The organism is Denitratimonas tolerans (assembly GCF_037203605.1).
Lineage (GTDB): Bacteria > Pseudomonadota > Gammaproteobacteria > Xanthomonadales > Xanthomonadaceae > Denitratimonas > Denitratimonas tolerans.
The window spans coordinates 49,549-69,987 of record NZ_JBBDHC010000012.1; the positions used below are offsets into that span (position 1 = coordinate 49,549).

At 66.5% G+C, this 20,439-nt stretch carries 18 protein-coding genes; 11 read left to right on the forward strand and 7 right to left on the reverse strand.

Annotated features, from left to right (window positions below):
- The first annotated feature begins 13 nt into the window (after positions 1 to 13).
- Complete coding sequence (locus WB794_RS09175; RefSeq protein ID WP_479686624.1) at positions 14 to 583, forward strand: helix-turn-helix transcriptional regulator; 570 nt, start codon at positions 14 to 16, stop codon at positions 581 to 583.
- A gap of 82 nt (positions 584 to 665) precedes the next feature.
- Here WB794_RS09175 and WB794_RS09180 read toward each other — a convergent pair whose 3' ends face one another.
- The 6 genes from WB794_RS09180 to WB794_RS09205 all read right to left on the reverse strand — a co-directional run bounded on the left by WB794_RS09180 (position 666) and on the right by WB794_RS09205 (position 7,949).
- Positions 666 to 2,003, reverse strand: coding sequence for a hypothetical protein (locus tag WB794_RS09180; protein WP_337335556.1), 1,338 nt, complete (start codon positions 2,001 to 2,003; stop codon positions 666 to 668).
- 116 nt (positions 2,004 to 2,119) lie between these two features.
- Positions 2,120 to 3,433, reverse strand: a complete 1,314-nt coding sequence (locus tag WB794_RS09185; protein WP_337335557.1) for a restriction endonuclease subunit S — start codon at positions 3,431 to 3,433, stop codon at positions 2,120 to 2,122.
- Positions 3,434 to 3,529: 96 nt separating this feature from the next.
- On the reverse strand, positions 3,530 to 4,348 hold the full coding sequence (locus tag WB794_RS09190) for a KilA-N domain-containing protein (RefSeq protein WP_337335558.1): 819 nt from the start codon (positions 4,346 to 4,348) through the stop codon (positions 3,530 to 3,532).
- Entirely contained in the window at positions 4,345 to 5,952 is a 1,608-nt protein-coding gene (locus WB794_RS09195; protein ID WP_337335559.1) for a type I restriction-modification system subunit M, read from the reverse strand. The genes WB794_RS09190 and WB794_RS09195 overlap by 4 nt, the downstream gene beginning before the upstream one ends.
- A gap of 94 nt (positions 5,953 to 6,046) precedes the next feature.
- On the reverse strand, positions 6,047 to 6,472 hold the full coding sequence (locus WB794_RS09200; protein WP_337335560.1) for a DNA polymerase III subunit chi: 426 nt from the start codon (positions 6,470 to 6,472) through the stop codon (positions 6,047 to 6,049).
- 1 nt (position 6,473) lies between these two features.
- Positions 6,474 to 7,949, reverse strand: a complete 1,476-nt coding sequence (locus tag WB794_RS09205; RefSeq protein WP_337335561.1) for a leucyl aminopeptidase — start codon at positions 7,947 to 7,949, stop codon at positions 6,474 to 6,476.
- A gap of 175 nt (positions 7,950 to 8,124) precedes the next feature.
- On the opposite strand from WB794_RS09205, the gene lptF reads away from it, so the two are divergent.
- The 10 genes from lptF (at position 8,125) to recG (ending at position 19,160) form a co-directional block, all read left to right on the forward strand.
- Complete coding sequence (gene lptF, locus WB794_RS09210) at positions 8,125 to 9,222, forward strand: LPS export ABC transporter permease LptF (RefSeq protein ID WP_337335562.1); 1,098 nt, start codon at positions 8,125 to 8,127, stop codon at positions 9,220 to 9,222.
- Positions 9,222 to 10,319 (forward strand): LPS export ABC transporter permease LptG, encoded by a 1,098-nt coding sequence (lptG, locus tag WB794_RS09215; RefSeq protein ID WP_337335563.1) that lies wholly within the window; start codon positions 9,222 to 9,224, stop codon positions 10,317 to 10,319. Before lptF ends, lptG begins: the two co-directional genes overlap by 1 nt.
- A 79-nt stretch (positions 10,320 to 10,398) precedes the next feature.
- Positions 10,399 to 11,562: a cystathionine gamma-synthase gene (locus tag WB794_RS09220; protein ID WP_337335564.1), complete on the forward strand. Its 1,164-nt coding sequence runs from the start codon at positions 10,399 to 10,401 to the stop codon at positions 11,560 to 11,562.
- An 84-nt stretch (positions 11,563 to 11,646) separates the two neighbouring features.
- The gene (grxD, locus tag WB794_RS09225) at positions 11,647 to 12,573 is read left to right on the forward strand and encodes a Grx4 family monothiol glutaredoxin (protein ID WP_337335565.1); all 927 of its coding nucleotides are present in this window, start codon (positions 11,647 to 11,649) and stop codon (positions 12,571 to 12,573) included.
- 236 nt (positions 12,574 to 12,809) lie between these two features.
- On the forward strand, positions 12,810 to 13,127 hold the full coding sequence (locus WB794_RS09230) for a hypothetical protein (RefSeq protein WP_337335566.1): 318 nt from the start codon (positions 12,810 to 12,812) through the stop codon (positions 13,125 to 13,127).
- Positions 13,128 to 13,246: 119 nt separating this feature from the next.
- The gene (gene gmk / locus WB794_RS09235) at positions 13,247 to 13,867 is read left to right on the forward strand and encodes a guanylate kinase (RefSeq protein WP_337335567.1); all 621 of its coding nucleotides are present in this window, start codon (positions 13,247 to 13,249) and stop codon (positions 13,865 to 13,867) included.
- 110 nt (positions 13,868 to 13,977) lie between these two features.
- Positions 13,978 to 14,277: a DNA-directed RNA polymerase subunit omega gene (rpoZ, locus tag WB794_RS09240; RefSeq protein WP_337335568.1), complete on the forward strand. Its 300-nt coding sequence runs from the start codon at positions 13,978 to 13,980 to the stop codon at positions 14,275 to 14,277.
- A gap of 103 nt (positions 14,278 to 14,380) precedes the next feature.
- The gene (locus tag WB794_RS09245; RefSeq protein WP_337335569.1) at positions 14,381 to 16,561 is read left to right on the forward strand and encodes a RelA/SpoT family protein; all 2,181 of its coding nucleotides are present in this window, start codon (positions 14,381 to 14,383) and stop codon (positions 16,559 to 16,561) included.
- A gap of 75 nt (positions 16,562 to 16,636) precedes the next feature.
- Entirely contained in the window at positions 16,637 to 17,020 is a 384-nt protein-coding gene (locus WB794_RS09250; RefSeq protein WP_337335570.1) for a RidA family protein, read from the forward strand.
- A 13-nt stretch (positions 17,021 to 17,033) separates the two neighbouring features.
- A complete protein-coding gene (gene recG / locus WB794_RS09255; RefSeq protein ID WP_337335571.1) occupies positions 17,034 to 19,160 on the forward strand; it encodes an ATP-dependent DNA helicase RecG in 2,127 nt (708 codons plus the stop codon).
- A 9-nt stretch (positions 19,161 to 19,169) separates the two neighbouring features.
- Here recG and WB794_RS09260 read toward each other — a convergent pair whose 3' ends face one another.
- Positions 19,170 to 20,363 carry a Fic family protein gene (locus WB794_RS09260; protein ID WP_337335572.1) on the reverse strand — a complete coding sequence of 398 codons (1,194 nt, stop codon included), beginning with the start codon at positions 20,361 to 20,363 and terminating at the stop codon, positions 19,170 to 19,172.
- Positions 20,364 to 20,439: the final 76 nt, after the last annotated feature.

Here is a 20,439-nt window from a genome sequence, read left to right on the forward strand (position 1 = left end):
GAAGCCCCGCCGCGTGCGGGGCTTTGCATTTGTGGGGCGGCAGGATTCAACCATGCATGAGTATGAGTTCACCCTGAAGTTCCGACTGCCGGACGCCAACGCCGATCCGGAGCAGTTCATCGACGCACTGGCCGAGGCCGGATGTGATGACGCGGCAGTGGGTGTCGGTCAGCAGGGGCGCATCGCCCTGGCCTTCACTCGTGAGGCCACCAGCGCATCAGAAGCCATCGTTTCCGCCGTGCAGGAAGTCAGGGGCGCGATTCCAGGCGCGGAACTGGTGGAAGCGTCACCGGACTTCGTTGGGCTGACCGATGTGGCCGACCTTGTTGGCTGTAGCCGCCAGAACATCCGCAAGTTGATGATCACCCACTCAGCGACCTTCCCGGCCGCAGTCCACGAGGGCTCACAGGCGTTCTGGCACCTGCGCCCGGTACTGCTCTGGTTCTCCGAGACCCAGAAGCGCGCCATTGATCGCGCGCTGATCGAGGTATCCGAGGTGACCATGAACCTGAACATCGCGAAGGAAACGCGCCGCCTTCCCGGTGCAGGGCTTCCGAAAGAGCTTGAAACGCTGTTCGCTTGATGCCACCCGAAAACAGCAGGTCGGGGCCACACTGGTTCGCAGTCTTTGTGGCCCGGATCAATAGGATGCTTAGCCCTCTCCTTCAACTATTCGTGGTGGATGCCAGCGCATCGTAAACCTCGATAGTGAAGGCGAGTTCGTGTCCGCCTGGGATGCCGTTAGGCCACTCAATGCGTCGTAGGGCAAGCGCATACCCATTGACGAGCAGCGGAGCATCATCACTGCGAAGCTCCAGCTCCTTGTTGTTGCGCAGCGCACCGGGGATCGCGGCGTTGGCGAGTGCCGAGATAATCTGGGAAAAATGCTCGTATGCACGATTAGCTTCGTCCGGCGCGCTGATGCTTAGCACCAGCTTGAGCTTGGTGACGACGAACTCCTCGCCCTCCACGTAGTACGCGATATTGCAGGACGGAATTGCATTTCCAATATTGAGATACCTCGAACTCGCCCACCACCCTTCATGGGTGCGGTGATAGTCATTGGTCGGCAAGCCGGCCGAAACCAAGAACTGCGTCGCATGATTCGGCAGCCAGCCCAGTGGCGGTGGAACCCGGTGCGGGTGCCTTTCGCGTCGTCGGACTTGCTTGATCTCGCGGATGGAGGCATCAATGTCGCCCTTGTCCTTGGGTTCGAATATCACAACGTAACGTCGCCACTTTTCCAAGCCTGCGGTGTCCAGCCCGAATCCTGTGATGAGACGCAGCCGCGCGTAACTGTGCAGGGTCGGGCTCTTGATCGAGGAGTTGAAGCTGTTGAAGATACTATGGTAGGTGATGTAGACGTACAGCCCATACAGAAACGGCAGAAACATTGCCGTCAGCAACATGGGCAGGGCGAATTCTCTGGCCGTATGCGATGTGGCGAAATGGCCGAAGCTGGTAATGATGTGGTAGATGGAATTACCAAGCATCAGCAAAGCAAGCAGCGCCAGCAGGACGGTTGCCAAAGTATGTACCGATTTCAGTCTGGCATCGCGTTCACTAACGGCAGCGGCGGCCACCAGCACGATCAGCAGAAAGGCAATCAACAATTCGGCAAGCAGGCCATAAGTATGGCTTGACGCAATGAAGGAAAGTAGAACAGTGAGGCCGATCGCTTCGAGCATCGTGGCGCAGAAATACGCTTTCCCAGCCCCCGCCTTCTCGTAGTTGAATGCCGCGACCAGCGCAAATCCGCCTACCCACAATAGAGAGGTTTTCAGGTTAGACCATTGCCACCACCCAGGAATGGACAGCAGCCAAATACATACTGCTACGTAACAGGCAAGTACACAGAGCAGATAGAGAATCGGCGGCTTGATAAGTACACACAGCAAGTTTCGCAACGCATCACTGCGTCGGGTCTTCCAGACGATGGTGCCAGCGATAAGCGCAAACCATGTCAGAAATGCAATCTCGCGATTATCTAGTTCCATAGACACAGAAGACCAAGTTCTTGTGGTTCCAAGGGAGTGGCAACACTGGGGTGACCAATATTCTTAGGCATGAACGCCAGCTCTTGGCTGAAAACAGCCCTTGGGCGGATGGATTTCGGTCTTCATGCGAAAAGGTCTTCAATGACAGCCTCCGCTTCCGTGAGACGGAGCCTGCCGGAAATCAGGCGGGGAAGCAGGGTGTCTCGCAGTGCGGCGAGGCTTGCTGCCTGGAGGCCGTTGGTGCGGATGCGTTCGAGTAGCGGGTTCGCCATCAGCCCAAAGGAAACGATGGTTTGTTCAGGGGGCAGACACGTCATGATTCGCTTGAAGCTATCGCGAGTGACGGTGTCGAACACTGCTCCGTGTGCGATCTGCTGCAACTGCTCGACGAAGCGCAGGGTCGAGAAATAGATGAAGGCTTCGCCGCCTTCAACTCTTGGGCGCAAGGCGTAGCAGGACTGGTTCATTGCCATCGGCACGCCTGCCATCGCGACCTTTCCGACGGTACCCCGCGCGGAAATGATTGTTGTCGTTGGAGGCAGCAATTTTGCAGAGCAGTTTGCCAGTCCCAGAGCGGTGATCTTCTTCGCAGTGTCGAGAGTAAAGACCTGCCCGCTAGCAGGAGCATCGACCACCGAGAACCAAGGGATATCACCGCCCCAGTATTCGTCCACAGATGTCTTCGGGGTGCCGCCTCCAACGATCTCCAGCAACTCATCGCTGCCGCCCGCGCGCCAACCCTTCGGAATCAGGCCGAGTTCGGAGTCCTCGAATTCGCTGGGGAACAGGGCGGCGGTGGCGGCGTCCATGCCTTCGGGCTCGCGGCCTTCGGCTTTGGCGTGTACGGGGTCGAAGTCCACGAACCAGGACTTGAACAGGGCTTGGGCGATGGCTTCGAGGGTGGCGTTGGTTTGGCGCAGGTTGTCGATGCGATCGTCCAGCGCACCAAGGATTTGACAGATACCGTCACGCACATTTTTCGGAGGGAGCGGCACCCGAAGGTCACGCAGATCCTTGAGGTTGATCGTGGTCTGCACGGTAGTGTTAGCTGCCACTCCCAATTGATGCTGGATACTCGGCGACCGCAGTACGAACGCAATCCAGCGGGAGTATTCCGGCTTGGCCAGGCGAATCAGGGCTATCGCGCGGGCGATGTTCCACCCTGCAAGGTGCTTTGGAACGATGGCCACCTGTCCCACTGAGCCGACAATCGTCAGCAAAACGTCTCCTTCCTGGAGTCGGGTTCGCCCGTACTTTGATTCCACAAGGGGTGAGACGCAAAGAACTTCAGACAGGCTCAGGGAGTTTTGCTGGAAGTTGTTGACGCGAAGCATTGGAATGCCGCCGGGCGTATGCCGGCCCGGCTGCACGATGCCGTAGGTAACGGGTGTTGCAGTCAACTCCGATAGCGGCACCGAGTCCCAATCAGACACCATAGCCCAACGCCCCCAACCTCTTCCGGCTCACCGCATCGCAGGTGCGGTCCCGAACCACTCCCTGCGTCTCACGCGTGGCAGCAGCCTCATCGCAAGTCACTTCTTCTCCCCCGGCAGCTTCATCCGATCATTGCTGGCCAACAGGGTCATCTGCTGGATGGCAATGCGGTTCAGCCGCTCCAGCCGCAGCGACTGCGGCAGACCTTCGGCGATGAACAAGGCATTGAGATTTTCCAGATTGGACAGGCAGACCAACTGGGTCACGTCGGCCTCGTCGCGCATGTTGCCCTTGTGTTCCGGGTGTGCCTGCCGCCACTGCGCTGCCGTCTGGCCGAATAAGGCCAGGTTCAGCACGTCCGCTTCGCTGGCATAGACCTGAGAGGTTTGCTTGGCGCTGAGCGCCGATGGAATCAGGTGCCGCTGGATGGCATCGGTATGGATGCGGTAATTGATCTTGGCCAGGTTGCGGCGTATGTCCCACCCCAGGGTTTCGCGCTCGTCTTCCTTGAGGCGCTGGAACTCCTTGATGAGGTAGAGCTTGAACTCCACCGATACCCATGAGGCGAACTCGAAGGCGATGTCCTTGTGGGCGTAGGTGCCGCCGTAGCGGCCCGCCTTGGCGGTGATGCCGATGGCGCCGGTCAACTCAACCCACTTGGTAGGGGTCAGGACGAAAGCATTGCTGCCCGCCTCGCTTCTAACCGCCTCGAAATCGACACGGTTGAAGCCCGGGTTGTTCAGGCACTCCCATATGCCAAGGAACTCAATCGTGGCGCGGGTGCGCATCCAGTTCTGGATGATGAACCTGGGATCATCCGCGTTTCGGTGCTTTGCGATGTCGGTCAGGGAGATGTAATCCTCCTCGTCGATGGAGGAGATGGTCACTTCCTGATTCAGTACGGTGATCTTGCTCATCGCGCAACCTCGTATCCCAATGCGGCAAGTTTTTCACGGATGGCGGCATCCAGTGCTGCGCCGTGTTCCATCTGCTCGGCCAATTGCGCAGTCAACCGCTCCATCTTCTCGTTGAACGCTTCGTCGTCGTCCTCTTCCACCTGAGCGCCGACGTAGCGGCCGGGCGTGAGCACGAAGCCATGCTTCTCTACTTCTTCCAGTGAGGCGCTGAAGCAAAATCCAGGCTCATCGGCGTATTCCTCGCCATTGCTGAAATCGGTGCCGCGCCAGCAATGGTAGGCCTGCGCGATGCGCTGCATGTCCCCTTCGGTGAATTCGATCTGCGTGCGGCTGATGCGTCCGCTGGCGGCTTTGCGGGCGTCGATGAAGAGGATTTGCCCGCGCCGGTCGATGCGGCCGTTGTCGCCGGTGGCCTTGTCGCGGCTGAGGAACCAGAGGCAGGCCGGGATCTGGGTGTTGGAGAACAGCTGGCCCGGCAGGGCCACCATGCACTCGACCACGTCGTCCTGGACCATGCCGCGGCGGATCTCGCCCTCGCCGCTCTGCTGCGAGCTCATGGAGCCGTTGGCCAGCACGATGCCGGCGCGGCCGCGCGATGAAAGGCGCGCCAGCATGTGCTGCAGCCAGGCGAAGTTGGCGTTGCCCTTGGGCGGGATGCCATACACCCAGCGCGGGTCGTCGGCGAGCTTGTCGCCGCCCCAGTCGGAGATGTTGAACGGCGGGTTGGCCAGCACGTAGTCGGCGCGCAGGGTCTTGTGCTGGTCGTTGGCGAAGGTGTCGCCGTAGGTGTTGCCGAGGTCGCCGTGCAGGCCGTGTACGGCCAGGTTCATCAGCGCCAGGCGGCGGGTGGCGGCCATCATTTCCTGCCCGTAGATGGCCAGGTCGCCCTTCTTCTTCAGCTTGGCGGCGTGGGCGTCCTTGAACTTCGCCGACTGCACGAACATGCCGCCCGAGCCGCAGGCCGGGTCGTAGATGGTGCCCTTGAACGGGGCCAGGATCTCCACCAGCAGGTTGACCACGCTCTTGGGCGTGTAGAACTCGCCGGCCCGGGCGCCTTCCTTGAGCGCGAACTGGCCGAGGAAGTACTCGTAGACCTCGCCGAACACGTCGCGGCTGCCGTGCCGGTCGGGGTCGAAGCTGAGCCTGGCCAGCAGCTGCACCAGCTCGCCGAGCTTGCCGGGCTCGAGCTCAAGCCGCGAGAACTCGCGGTACAGCACGCCCTTCAGGCTGGGGTTCTCGGCTTCGATCTCGCCCAGCGCCTTGTCCAGGCGCTGCGCCAGGTCCGGCGCCGCTGCCTGCGTCAGCAACGTTTTGAAGTGGGCGTTGGGCGGCACCCAGAACACGTTGTCGGCGTCGTAGAAGGTCTTGTCGGCAGTGAATTGCTCGGCTGCCGCGGCGCGGGCGTCCTCGTCCTCGATGTAGTACTCGGACGTCGGCTCGGCCAGGCTCTTTCCGATCACCCGCCCTTGGGCGTCGAACATGTCCGACACGTACTTCAGGAACACCAGCCCCAGCACCGGGTACTTGTACGTCGCCGCCGCCACCGAGCCGCGCAGCTTGTCGGCCGCTTCCCAGAGCGTTTTCTTGAATTCTTCGTTGGTCATTTCAGCCCCTGCCGATCACGGCGATCTTCGCAGATCGGCGGCGTGGCTGCAGGGGCGGGGTGTGCGGACCCGGTCCGGAAGGCGGGGCGGCGACCTACATGTCGTACTTGTTCAACTCGAAGCCGCGCGCCTTGTAGTCGCGCCAGCGTTCGCGCTGCGGCTCGCGCGCGGCCGGATCGGCCGGGACGACTTCCAGCACCCGCTCGCAGGTGCCGCGGAAGGCGGCGTCGCGCAGGTTGATGATGTAGGGGCGGTCGGGCACGTCGATGTCGGGCGCAACGATGAGGACCGGCGTGTTCTCGTCGTCCTCGTCGGCACCGGCGATCTGGTGCGGGATGAAGGCGTCTTCCTCGAAATCCCACAGCCGCCCGTCGAGCAGATCCGCCTGATCCTGGTCGCGGACCAGGATCAGGGTGGACTTGTCGGCGCGGAAACAGCGCTTCGCCAGTTCGCAGACCAGCAGCAGCGGATCGCTTTCGAAGCGCGGCTTGCCGATCAGGTAGAAGTCCGCGCGCGGCATGTCACTGGCGGCCGATCAGCCACTCGACCAGGAGGTTCACCGGGCGGCCGGTGGCCAGGCCCTTGCGGCCTTCGTCCCAGGCGGTGCCGGCGATGTCCAGGTGCGCCCAGCGCTGCTGGCCCTCGGTGAAGCGGGCCAGGAAGCAGGCGGCGGTGATGGAGCCGGCGGACTTGCCGCCGATGTTGGCCATGTCGGCGCAGACCGAATCGAGCTGGGGCTGGTAGTCGTCCCACAGCGGCATGCGCCAGGCGCGGTCGTGGCTGATCTGGCCGGCGGCGAGAAGCTCGTCGGCCAGCGCCTCGTCGCGGCTCATCAGGCCGTGCGCGTGCTTGCCCAGCGCGATGACGCAGGCACCGGTGAGGGTGGCCACGTCGATCAGGGTGGCCGGTTCGAAGCGCTGCGCGTAGGTGAGCGCGTCGCACAGGATCAGGCGGCCTTCGGCATCGGTGTTGAGCACCTCGATGGTCTTGCCGGACATCGAGGTGAGGATGTCGCCGGGGCGGTACGAGGTGCCGTCGGGCATGTTTTCCGCGGCCGCCGCGATGGCGACCAGGTTGATGCGCAGGCCCAGCGTGGCCGCGGCAAGGAAGGTGCCCAGCACGCTCGCGGCACCGCACATGTCGAACTTCATCTCGTCCATCGACGGGCCGGGCTTGATCGAGATGCCGCCGGTGTCGAAGGTGATGCCTTTGCCGACCAGCACGTGCGGTTTTTCACTCTCCGGCGCGCCGCGGTAGCGCAGCACGATGAGGCGCGGCGGGTTGGCGCTGCCCTGCGCCACGCCCAGCAGCGCGCCCATGCCCAGCGCCTTCATCTGTTCGGTATCCAGAACCTCGAGCGACACCTTTTCGCTCACCTCGGCGATCTTGGCGGCCTGCTCGGCGAGATAGACCGGGGTGCAGATGTTGGGCGGCAGGTTGCCCAGCTCGCGCGCCAGGGTGACGCCATCGGCGATGCCCTGGGCGATGCGCAGCTCGTCGGCGAAATCGGCATCGCCCGAAAGGCTGAGTGCGGCGAGCGGCGTGGCCTTGGCGGACTTGCGGGTGGCGGAATAGGTGTAGCTGACGTGGAAGGCGGCCAGTGCGGCCTGGCGAATCTTCCAGGCGGCGTCGCGGCCGGCCACGTCGAGCTCGGGCAGGGTGCTGTGGACGCGCGCGGCCGGGCCGCCGCGCAGGGTGCGGATGGCGTCGGTGCAGGCGGTGAGATAGCGACCGGCGTCGAGCTTGGCCGCTTCGCCCACGCCGACCAGCAGCACGCGCGTGGCGCGGATGCCGTCGAGCGCGAGCAGCAGCGCGCAGCGCCCCGCCTTGCCCGAAACGTCGCCACTCTTGAGCAGGGCGGCGATGCGGCCGCCGCAGGCCTGGTCGAGCTGGTGGGCGGCGGGGGAAAGTCCCCGGTCTTCGAAAACGGCGGCAATGACGGCGTCGGTATCGATTTGCGCGGGATCGGTGCGCAGCACACTCGTGTTCAGGCTCATGGTTTTCCTGCTGTGGGGAGACGGGCGATACTTCGACACGCTGCCGGCGCCGGTACCATGTCGCGGCGCAACCGCGACCACGAAGCATTCTAGTGCATACCCATCCCGACCCCACCAGCCACCCCGCCAGCATGCCGAACAGCGCGGCAGGCGTTCGTGCGTCGGAGCCGGGCGCGTGAGCCGGCCGCGCTGGCCGATCATCGATCGCTACGTGCTTGGCCAGCTCCTGGCGACGTTCGGCGCGAGCCTGCTGGTGCTGGTGCTGGTGAGCATGGGCGGACTGGTCGCCGACCTTCTGGGCAAGATTGCGCGCGGCAGGCTGCCGCCGGGCCTGCTCATCTCCCAGCTCGGACTGCGCGCGCTGGACTTCCTGCCGCTGTTGCTGCCGCTGGCGCTGTTTCTGGCGGTGCTGCTGGCTTATGGGCGCCTGTATCGCGACAGCGAGATGGCGGTGCTGGCGGCGGCGGGGCTGGGCATCCGGCGACTGGCGCGGCCGCTGGTGTGGTTGACGGTGCCGGTGGCTGCAGTCGTCGGGGTGACCTCGCTGTGGCTTTCTCCGGCGGCGCTGCGCACCTCGCAGGCGATGATCGAGGCGGCCAACAAGTCGCTGCTGGTGGCCGGGCTCGAGCCCGGACGCTTTGTCGAGATACCCGGGCGCAACGGCGTGGTCTACCTCAGCCAGATGGATGACGACGGCCGTCGCTTCCGCAACCTGTTCGTGCACAACGAGCGCGACGGGCGCATCGACGTGGTGACCGCACAGGCCGGTGAGCTGTTCCAGGAAAGCCAGGGCGAGGAACGCTACCTGCGGCTGGTCGATGGCTTCCGCGTGGAGGGTGAACTGGGCAGTGACGCCTTCCGCATGATGCGCTTTGCCGGCAATGACATCCGCGTGCCGGATGCCGAGCCGGGCAATGTCGGTCGCGCCGAACAACGCATGACCACGCCCGAACTGGTGCGGATCGATGCGCCGGAGGAGCGCGCCGAATTGCACTGGCGACTGGCCACGCCGCTGGCGACCCTGATCCTTGCGCTGCTGGCGCTGCCGCTGGCGCACTCGCCACCGCGCAGCGCGCGCTACGGGCGCGTGCTGGTGGCGCTGCTGGGCTATGTCGTCTATCTGAACATGCTGGGGCTGGGACGTGCGTTCATAGCTTCCGGCACCGTGCCGGTGTGGGCGGGGCTGTGGTGGGTGCATCTGCCGGCGGCAGGCATCGCGCTGTACCTGCTCTGGCGCGACGAGCACCTGGCGCGGCCCGGAGGGGCGAGCTGATGCGCTGGCGGTTCGGACTGGCCGATCGCATGATCGCCCTGCGCGTGGCGGCGGCGCTGTCGGCCGCATGGTTCGTGCTGGTGGGTTTCGATGCGATCACCGCGCTGGTGGGCCAGTTGGCCAACATCGGGCAGGGCAGCTACGGTTTCAGCGAAGTCCTGATCTATACCGTCTATACCCTGCCGCGGCGCGCGTACACGCTTTTCCCCACGGCCGCCGTGATCGGTGCGCTTCTGGGCCTGGGCGCGCTGGCGGCCAGTTCGGAGCTGACCGCGCTGCGTGCGATCGGGCTGTCGCGGGCGCGGATCTGCGTGGCGGCGGTGGCCGTCATCGCCCTGCTGACCCTGGCCATGGTGATCGTGGCCGAGACCATTGGTCCGGCCGGTGAGGAACAGGCCCAGACCCGGGCGATGGAAGCCAAGAGTTCGGATATCAAGAGCCTGCGCGGTTCGGGCCTGTGGGCGCGCGAAGGCGACACGTTCCTCAACGCGAAGCAGGGCAACGTGGTTGGCCGCGGGGCAGACTCCACCATCGAGCTGTCGGACGTGACGCTCTACGAATTCGACCAGGACGGGCGGCTCGCCTCGATCGCCGTGGTGCAGAAGGCGCTGCACCACAGCGGCGTATGGGAGCTGCGCGACGTGCATCGCTCGCGCTTCGGCCTGCGCGAGGTGGTGAGCGAACAGGTACCGGAGGAACGCTGGGCATCGCGGCTCAACCCCGACGTGCTGCAGCTGGGCGTGACCCGGCCCCGCTACCTGCGCATGACCGAACTGCGCAACAGCCTGGAGTACCTGGTCCGCAACGAGCTGGACATGGGCGAGTTCGAATCCGCCTACTGGGCGCGGATCTTCTATCCCTTTTCGACGCTCGTGCTGTGCCTTGCCGCCCTGCCGTTCGCGTTCGGGACGCTGCGCTCGGGCGGATTCGGCAAGCGGCTGTTCGTCGGCATCGTGCTGGGCGTGGGCATGTTCACCGCCCAGACGCTGTCGGTGAACCTCGCGCAGGTCTACCACCTCGACCTGCGTCTGGCCTACGGCCTGCCGCCGCTGCTGGTGGCCCTGGTTTCCTGGCTGCATTTTCGCGGCAGGCAATAGGGCGAGCCGCCGGCGGCCGGGAATCCTCGGGCGCGGGCCGGCTATGATCCGCAGCTGATCCGCTTCCGGCCTTCGTCCCATGACATCCAACCGCACTTTCGGCTTCGGCACCCGCGCCATCCACGCCGGCCAGTCCCCTGATCCCTCCACCGGTGCCGTGATGACACCGATCTATGCCACCTCCACCTACGTGCAGAAGAGCCCGGGCGTACACCAGGGCTTCGAGTACTCGCGCAGCCACAACCCCACCCGCTTCGCCTACGAACGCTGCGTCGCCGCGCTCGAATCGGGCGCGCATGGATACGCCTTCGCCTCCGGGCTGGCGGCGACCGGCACGGTGCTGGAGACGCTGGATTCGGGCAGCCACGTCATCTGCATGGACGACGTGTACGGCGGCACCTACCGGATCATGGAGCGGGTGCGGCGGCGCTCGGCCGGACTGTCGTTCTCGTTCGTGGACCTGGGCGACATGGCCGCGCTGGAGGCGGCGGTGCGGCCGGAAACGCGCATGATCTGGTGCGAGACGCCCACCAATCCCCTGCTCAAGATCGTGGACCTGGAGCGGCTGGCGCAGTTCACGCGCGCGCGCGGCATCTGGCTGGTGGTCGACAACACCTTCGCCTCGCCCATGCTGCAGCGTCCGCTGGAGCTTGGCGCGCACGCGGTGGTGCATTCGGCCACCAAGTATCTCAACGGGCATTCGGACATCGTCGGCGGCGTGGCCGTGGTGGGCGATGACGCCGAGCTGGCCGAGCGCATCGGCTTTTTGCAGAACGCCGTGGGCGGCATCCAGGGGCCGTTCGACAGCTTCCTGGCGCTGCGCGGCCTCAAGACCCTGCACCTGCGCATGCGCGCGCACTGCGACAACGCGCTGGCGCTGGCGCAGTGGCTGGAAAGCCACCCGGCGGTGGAGCGGGTGCTGCATCCCGGGCTGGCCTCGCATCCGCAGCACGCGCTGGCGGCGCGCCAGATGCACGGCTTCGGCGGCATGATCACGATCTTCGTGAAGGGCGGGCTCGCGGCCGCCCGCCGGATGATGGAGCGCACCGAACTGTTCGCCCTCGCCGAGTCGCTGGGCGGCGTCGAAAGCCTGGTCAACCATCCGGCGATCATGACGCACGCCTCGATTCCGGCGGAAACCCGCGCCGCGCTGGGCATCACCGACAACCTCGTCCGCCTGTCGGTGGGCGTGGAGGATCTGGAGGATCTGCGGCGCGATCTGGACGCGGCTTTGTCCGCCTGATCCGCGACTCATGCCGCGTTGTTGCAGCGCGGCGTAGAATCCGCGCGCTTTGGCACCCCCATCTTTGACGCAAGGAAACACCCCATGTCCCTCGATCCCACCGTGCGCGGGCGCATCGAAGCGCTGCTGGCGCAAAATCCCGTCGTGCTCTTCATGAAGGGCGTGCAGGGCGCGCCGCAGTGCGGGTTTTCCGCCAAGGCGTCCGGCATCCTCGACAGCCTCGGCGTGGAGTACGCCAGCGTCAACGTACTGGCCGATGCGGAAATCCGCGAAGGCATCAAGGCATTCGGCAACTGGCCGACCATCCCGCAGCTCTATGTGCGCGGCGAACTGGTCGGCGGCAGCGACATCATCACCGGCCTGATGGACTCGGGCGAGCTGTTTCCGCTGCTGGGCGTCGCCGCGCCGGATCGCACCCCGCCGCAGATCCGCATCACCCCGGCTGCCGCGGAGGCGATCCGCAGCGCCATGACCGATGCCGACGGCCTCGCGCTGCACCTGTCGATCGGGCCGCGCTTCGAGGCGCAGTTCCAGCTCGCTCCGGCCGCGCCGGGCGACGTGGTGTCCGAATCCGAAGGCATCGCGGTGCATTTCGACCTCGCCAGCGCGCAGCGCGCGCGCGGCCTGGAGATCGACTGGGTCGAGGACGTGCGCGGTGCGGGCCTGACCATCCGCAATCCCAATGCGCCGGCACCGGTGAAGTCGATTTCGGTCGAGGCGCTGCGCGATCGGCTGGCGGCCGGCAGCATGACGGTCATCGACGTGCGGCCGCTGGCGGCGCGCAAGATCGCGCCGTTTTCCGGCGCACACACCGTGATGGACGAGGCCTCGCGCGGGCATCTGGAGGCCATGGACAAGGCCACGTCGATCGCCTTCCTCTGCCATCACGGCAGCTCCAGCCTGCAGGCCGCCGAGCACTTTCGCGCGCTGGGTTTCAGCGACGTCTGGAACATCGAGGGCGGCATCGACGCCTGGTCGCAGCGCATCGATCCGTCGGTGCCGCGCTACTGAGCGCGTGCCGGGCCGGCGGCGGTGCCACGGCCTTCCGCCGCACGGCCTTCGGGTCGGAAAGGCACCGCGCAACGGGGGCGGCAGCGGGCAGGGCCGGCCTTGCAGAATTGTGAACTGCTGCAAAACTTGACCTGAGGCATGGAAAAACCGAGCAATTGCGCTATTTTTGATCCGAATTTCTCTAAATGGCTTCCGCGTCGCCCAGGTGGGCGGTGATCGAAGCCGGGGAGGACGGCATGACAGGGCATGCGGCGCGCTTCATCACGGGACTGGCCATGGCATCAGTGCTCGCCGGCTGCAGCGGCTCGCCGGCGTCGCGCGCGGCGCTGGCCTGCGAAGAGGCCGCCAAGGAACGTGCCGAAGGCAAGATGCTTTCGGTCGACCTCAAGGCCCTGGAGCAGAGCATGGTGAACGAGGGCGAAGACGTGCTCAGGCTGCAGGCACCGGTGACGCTCGACACCGGGCTGCAGACGCAATACACCCAGACGCTCGACTGCCGGGTCAGGGTCGCGAACGGGGAACTGCACGTGGTACGGGTGACTTTCGTCTTCTGACGCGCCGCACCGGAGTCCTGCGTAGTACCATTTCGCCCCCTCGCGGCGATTCGCGCCGGCGAACCGGCCCGGAGTCTGCGCGTGACGACCCTGTTTCATCCCCGCAAGTGGCCTGGCGCATGAGCGTGCGCCGCGGCTCCCTCTTCGTCATCGCGGCCCCTTCGGGGGCGGGGAAATCCTCGCTGGTCAATGCCGTGCTGGCGCGCGAGCCGGAGATTTCCCTCTCGATCTCCTTCACCTCGCGCGGCCCGCGCCCGAGCGAGCGGCACGCGCAGCACTACAACTTCGTCAGCGCCGACGAGTTCCGCCGCATGATCGAGGCCGGCGACTTCTTCGAGTACGCCATCGTGCACGGCGACTACAAGGGCACCGCGCGCCAGTCGGTCGAACCGCACCTGACGGCCGGGCGCGACGTGCTGCTGGAGATCGACTGGCAGGGCGCGCGCCAGGTGCGCCAGAAGGTGCCCGACTGCGTGACGATCTTCATCCTGCCGCCCTCGCGCGAGGAGCTGGAGCGGCGCCTGCGCACGCGCGGGCAGGACTCCGAGGAAACCATCCTGCGCCGGCTTGCGGGATCGCGCGGCGAGATGGAGCATGCGCCGGAGTTCGACTATCTGGTGGTGAACCGCGATTTCGGCCAGGCCACCGAGGATCTCCTGTCGATCATCCGCGCCCAGCGCCTGCGCACCGCCGCCCAGCTCGCCCACCATCCGGGGCTGCTGGAGGCGCTGCTGGCCTGAGCGCGGCCTCGGCCTGGCTTGATCGGCACGGCCTGATTTGCCTCCGGCTTTGCATCTGACCTAAGATACCGGGTTCGTTTGTCATTCCGGCTTTGGCCGAGGAAGCCCCCATGGCTCGTGTCACCGTAGAAGATTGCCTCGAAGTGGTCGACAACCGTTTCGAACTGGTCATCATGGCCTCGCGCCGCGCGCGCCAGCTCGCCAAGGGTGCGCCCAGCACGCTGGAAGGCGACGAGGATGACGACAAGCCCACCGTGCTGGCGCTGCGTGAAATCGCCTCGCGCAGCATCGACGACGCCACCATCGCCGAAGTGGATCGCGTCGAGCGCGAGCGCCGCGAGCGCGAGGCGCTGGAATGGGCGGCCGCCGAAGTGGATGACGACCTGTCCAAGGGCGGCGACGACCTCTGATCGTTCGTGCCGTCGGTGCGCGTGCCGACGCGCCATCCGGCGTGAAGCCGCGGCCAGGGCCGCCGTCATTGCCCTGAACGGCGATGCTGCGTAGTCTGGCGGCATGCATGATTCCTCTCCCGCTGCCGCTGCGCCCGCTGCAACTGCGAACCAACGTGCCCCGGATCCGTGTCCGGAGCAGGTCGACGAGCTCGTCCGGCGCGCAGCGACCTACCTGCCGGCCGAACAGCTCGGACTGATCCGGCAGGCCTATCGCCTCGGCGCGATCGCGCACGATGGGCAGACCCGCAAGAGCGGCGAGGCCTACATCACCCATCCGGTCGCCGTGGCCACGGTGCTGGCCGACCTGGGCATGGACGTCGAAACCCTGTGCGCGGCGATCCTGCACGATGTGCTGGAAGACACGCCGATCGAACGCGAGCGCATTGCCGCCGAGTTCGGCGAGACGGTGGCCGAACTGGTCGATGGCGTCACCAAGCTCGACAAGCTGAGCTTCCGCGACCGCCAGGAGGCCGCCGCCGAGAGCTTCCGCAAGATGCTGCTGGCCATGGCGCGCGACCTGCGCGTCATCCTGATCAAGCTGGCCGATCGGCTGCACAACATGCGCACGATCGACTCGATGAGCCCGGATGCGCGTCGCCGCATCGCGCGCGAGACGCTCGACATCTATGCGCCCATCGCCCAGCGCCTGGGCATGAACCGGATCAAGGGCGAACTGCAGGAACTCGGCTTCCGCGGCCTCTACCCGCGCCGGCACGACGTCATCACCCGCCGCATCCGCACCCTGCCGGTGTCGCGGCGCGAGGCCATGGACCGGATCGAGGCGGCACTCGACCAGCGCCTGACTCAGGAAGGCATCCCGCACCGCATCGTCTGGCGGGTGAAATCGGCCTACAGCATCTACCGCAAGATGAAGCTGGAGCAGAAGAGCTTCGACCAGGTGATGGACGTGTTCGGGTTCCGCGTGGTGGTCGGGCGGGTGATGGAGTGCTACATGGCGCTGGGTGCCGTGCACAGCCTCTACAAGCCGGTAGAGCAGCGCTTCCGCGATTTCATCGCGATTCCCAAGGCCAACGGCTACCAGTCGCTGCACACCCTGCTGTTCAGCCCCTTCGGCTCGCCGGTGGAAGTGCAGATCCGCACCGAGGACATGGACCAGGTGGCCGAGCGCGGGATCGCGGCGCACTGGCTCTACAAGTCGCCCAACGGCAGCCAGTCCAGCGCGCAGAGCCGCGCCCAGGCGTGGCTGTCGGGCCTGCTGGAGAACCAGAAGGCCGCCGGCTCCTCGATCGAGTTCCTCGACAACGTCAAGGTGGATCTCTTTCCCGACGAGGTTTACCTCTTCTCGCCCAAGGGCGACATCCTCTCGCTGCCGCGCAACGCCACCGCGCTCGACTACGCCTATGCGGTGCATACCGACGTGGGCGACCACGCGGTCGCCGCGCGGGTGGACAAGAAGCTGGCGCCGTTGCGCGCGCGCCTGGCCAGCGGCCAGACCGTGGAAATCATCACCGCGCCCTCGGCCACGCCCAACACGAGCTGGCTGGACTGGGTGGTTTCCAGTCGCGCGCGCACCTCGATCCGCCACTTCCTCAAGCGCCTGCAGCACGAGGACGCGGTGGAACTTGGCCACCGCATGCTGGATCGCGCGCTGGAGGCGGTCGACAGCTCGCTCGACCGCATCCCGCCCAAGGTGCTCGACCAGTACCTGGCCGATTCGCGCCTGCGCCGGCTGGAGGAGCTGCTTTCGGAGATCGCGCTGGGCAATCGCATGGCGGCGCAGGTGGCGCAGGTGCTCACCCGCAGCGTGGACGGCCAGAGCCACGTCCCGCACGCGCCCAGCGCGGAGAAGATCCTCATCACCGGCGCCGAGCGCGGCGTGCTGACGTTTCCCGACTGCTGCCTGCCGGTGCCCGGCGACGACATCATGGGCTACCTCTCCACCGGCAAGGGCATCGTCGTGCACCGCGCCGACTGCCGCAACGTGCCGGAGCTGCGCAAGACGCCCGAGCGCTGGGTGCCGATCGGCTGGGGGCGCGAGGTCAGCGGCGACTTCCGCTCCGCGATCCGGGTGGAAGTGGAGAACAAGCCGGGCGTGCTGGCGCGCGTCGCCAACGCCATCGGCGAGACCGAGGCCAACATCGAGAACGTCGAATACCAGGACCGCGACCAGCAGGCGGCCGTGATCGTGTTCACGATGAACGTGCGCAACCGCAAGCACCTGGCCGACGTGATCCGCAAGGTGCGCCGCCTGCCGGTGGTGATCGGCGTGCAGCGGCGCTGACCGATCCCGCCGCGCCGCCGCGTCGCCCCGCGCGCGGCTAAACTTGGCGTTCCTTTTTCCCTCCGAGGCCACGCCATGTCCCGACAGATCATCCACACCGACGCCGCACCGGCCGCCATCGGCCCCTATTCGCAGGCGGTCCGGGTGGACAAGACCGTCTACCTTTCCGGCCAGACGCCGCTCGATCCGGCCACCATGGAGCTGGTCGAGGGCGACATCGAGGCGCAGGCGCGCCAGGTCTTCAAGAACCTCGCGGCGGTATGCGAGGCCGCCGGCGGCAGCTTCGCCAAGGTGGTGCGTGTGGGCATCTACATGATCGACCTGGCACATTTCGCCAAGGTCAACGCGGTGATGAAGGACTACTTCTCCGAGCCGTATCCGGCGCGCTCCACCATCCAGGTCTCGGCCCTGCCCAAGAACGCGCAGGTGGAGATCGACCTGGTGATGGTGCTCGACTGAGCCCAGCGACCCCATGCAACCGGATGCGAGCAGCGCGGGTGCCGACCCCGCGCGCAGGCCGGTCACCGGGCTCAAGGGTGCCGGGCCGGCGCTGACCGCCCGGCTCGCCGCGCGCGGCATCGCCACGCTTCAGGATCTGTGGCTGCACCTGCCGCTGCGCTACGAGGACCGCACCCGCCTGACGCCGATCCGCGCCCTGCGCCACGGCGAGTCGGCGCAGGTGCTGGGGCGGATCGAGGCGGTCGAGCGCAGTTTCCGCGGCCGCCCGATGCTGCGCGTGGCGGTGGGCGACGAGTCGGGCGCCAGCCTGGTCCTGCGCTTCTTCCACTTCCACGCGGCGCAGCTGCGGGCGCTGTCGGTGGGCACCCGCATCCTGTGCCACGGCGAGGCGCGCGGCGGCCATTTCGGCGTGGAGATGGTGCACCCCGGATATCGCGTGCTGGCCGACGACGTCGAGCTGGCGCTGGGCGACCGGCTCGACCCGGTGTATCCGGCGATCGAGGGCGTAGGCCCGGTGCAGCTCGCGCGCCTGGTGTCGGCGGCGCTGGACCAGCTTCCCGAAAGCGATGCGCTGGAGCTGCTTCCGGCCTCGGCTTTCGGCGACCTCACGCTGCCGCGCTGGCGCGACGCGGTGCGCTTCCTGCACCGTCCGCCGCCGGGCGTGGACCTGGCCGAGCTGGCCCAGTTCCGGCATCCCGCCCAGCAGCGTCTGGCCCTGGAGGAGCTGCTCGCGCACCAGCTCAGCCTGCGTCGCCAGCGCCTTTCGATGAAGCGCCAGGGCGCGCTGGCGCTGGAGGCGCGCGGCGCGCTGGCGCGCCGGCTCGCGGCCGCGCTGCCGTTCCGGCTCACCGCGGCGCAGCGCCGCGTGCTGCACGAGATCGCAGAGGACCTGTCGCGCAGCGAACCCATGCTGCGGCTGGTGCAGGGCGACGTCGGCTCGGGCAAGACCATCGTCGCCGCGTTTGCCGCGCTGGCGGCCATCGAATCCGGCGCACAGGTCGCGTTGATGGCGCCCACCGAGCTTTTGGCCGAGCAGCACGCGCAGGCCTTCGCCGCGTGGTTCGAGCCCTTGGGCATCGAGGCGGTGTGGCTGTCGGGCAAGGTCAAGGGCAAGGCGCGTGCCGCCGCGCTGGCGCGCATTGCCGCCGGCGCGCCGCTGGTGATCGGCACCCACGCGCTGCTGCAGGAGCCGGTGGCCTTCGCGCGGCTGGCACTGGTCATCGTGGACGAACAGCACCGCTTTGGCGTGCACCAGCGCCTGGTGTTGCGCGACAAGGGCGCCGACGGGCGGCAGGTGCCGCATCAGCTGGTGATGACCGCCACGCCGATTCCGCGCACCCTGGCCATGACCGCCTATGCCGATCTCGACGTCTCGGTGATCGACGAGCTGCCGCCCGGCCGCACCCCGGTGCAGACCGTGGCGATCGACGCGCTGCGGCGCGATGAGCTGATCGAGCGCATCCGCGCCGCCCTGTCGCAGGGACGCCAGGCCTACTGGGTCTGCACCCTGATCGAGGAAAGCGAGGAACCCAGCGCGCCGGGCGCGGTGAAGATCGAGGCACAGGCCGCCCAGACTGCGCATGAACTCCTGACCGAACAGCTCCCCGGCGTGCGCGTAGGCCTCGTGCACGGGCGCATGAAGCCGGCGGAAAAGCAGGCCGCGATGGCCGCGTTCAAGGCCGGCGACATCCAGCTGCTCGTCGCCACCACGGTGATCGAGGTGGGCGTGGACGTACCCAACGCCAGCCTGATGCTGGTCGAAAACGCCGAGCGCCTGGGGCTGGCCCAGCTGCACCAGCTGCGCGGCCGCGTCGGGCGCGGCGCGCAGGCGTCGACCTGCGTACTGATGTACCGCTCGCCGCTCTCGCAGGCCGCGCGCGAGCGCCTGGCGGTGATGCGCGAGACCAGCGACGGATTCCGCATCGCGGAGAAAGACCTGGAGCTGCGCGGCCCCGGGGAACTGCTCGGCACCCGTCAGACCGGCCTCGCCGGCTTCCGCATCGCCGACCCGATGCGCGACGCCGCCCTGCTGCCGCAGGTGCAGCACGCCGCCGACGCACTCCTCGCGCGCGCCCCGCACGTCGCCGACCGCCTGATCGAACGCTGGATCGGCCAGGCGGTGCGCTACGCCGAGGCGTGATCGAGCCGCTTACTCCTCGGGCACGTTCAGCACATAGCTTGTGCTGCGTCCGCCGGCGTCTGATTTGCGCAGCAGCCCACGAGCCATCAGATCATTGATATCGCGCAGCGCCGCATCGGGCGAACATCGGGCGACCGAGGCCCATTTACTGCTGGTGAGCTTGCTGTCGAAGCCATCGAGCAGCCGGTTGAGCACTTTCGCCTGCCGTGCGTTCAGGGGCGTGCCGGCCCACTGCCGCCAGAAGCGGGTCTTGCCCAGAACCACATCCAGCGAATGGTGCGCCTGATCCACCGCGCGATGGAGCACATCGAGGAACCACGCCAGCCATGGCGTGACATCCATCGTGCGCTTCTGGGTTTGCTCGAGAATGTCGTAGTACGCCGTGCGCTCGCGTTGGATCTGGGCCGAGAGGCTGTAGAAACGCTGCGAGCTGCCATCGGCGCGTGCCAGCAGCAGATCGCCGATGGCTCGCGCGATGCGGCCGTTGCCATCGTCGAACGGATGGAGCGTGACGAACCAAAGATGCCCAAGCCCCGCCTTGATCAGCGGCGGCTCGCCGGATGACCCGTTGAGCCAGTCAAGAAATCGACGGGTTTCCACCTCCAGTCGCTCGGCAGGCGGTGCCTCGAAACGTATCCGCTGGCGGCCGATGGGGCCGGACACCACCTGCATCGGGCCGTTCGCATCATCGCGCCACGCGCCAACCGCGATGCGTGAAAGCCCGGAGTAGCCGGTGGGAAACAGTGCGGCATGCCAATTGGACAATCGTTCCCGCGATACCGGCGCATGACAGTTGGCGGTGGCATCCAGCACCATCTCGACCACCCCTTCGACGTGGCGATCCACCGGAGCCAGCGCACCAGCGTCCACGCCCAGCCGCCGCGCGATGCTCGAACGTACCGACTCGACGTCCAGCCGTTCGCCTTCGATCTCGCTGGTTTTGATCACATCGTCGGTGAGCGCAGCCAGACTCGCCTGATCGCGCAAGGCAAGCCCCACATCGACCAGCCTCCCCAGCAACAAGCCCTGGGCACGACTCACCGCCACCATCTGCCCGGACAGCGCCGCCAGATCAAAGCGCCAGTTCGGCCAGTCACCAGCCTGCCAGATATAGGTGTAATCACCGTGTTTCATGCGGTCATTGTGCCTGGGTTTGTCACAGACGCAAGCCAATCGCCGCATATTTCGCGTCGAATATGGCATCTATTCGCCGCATGGTCTGCTTCGGGACTTCCGCTGTCCGTGGGCCTCAACCGATTCCGACTTCTCCGAGTCTCAG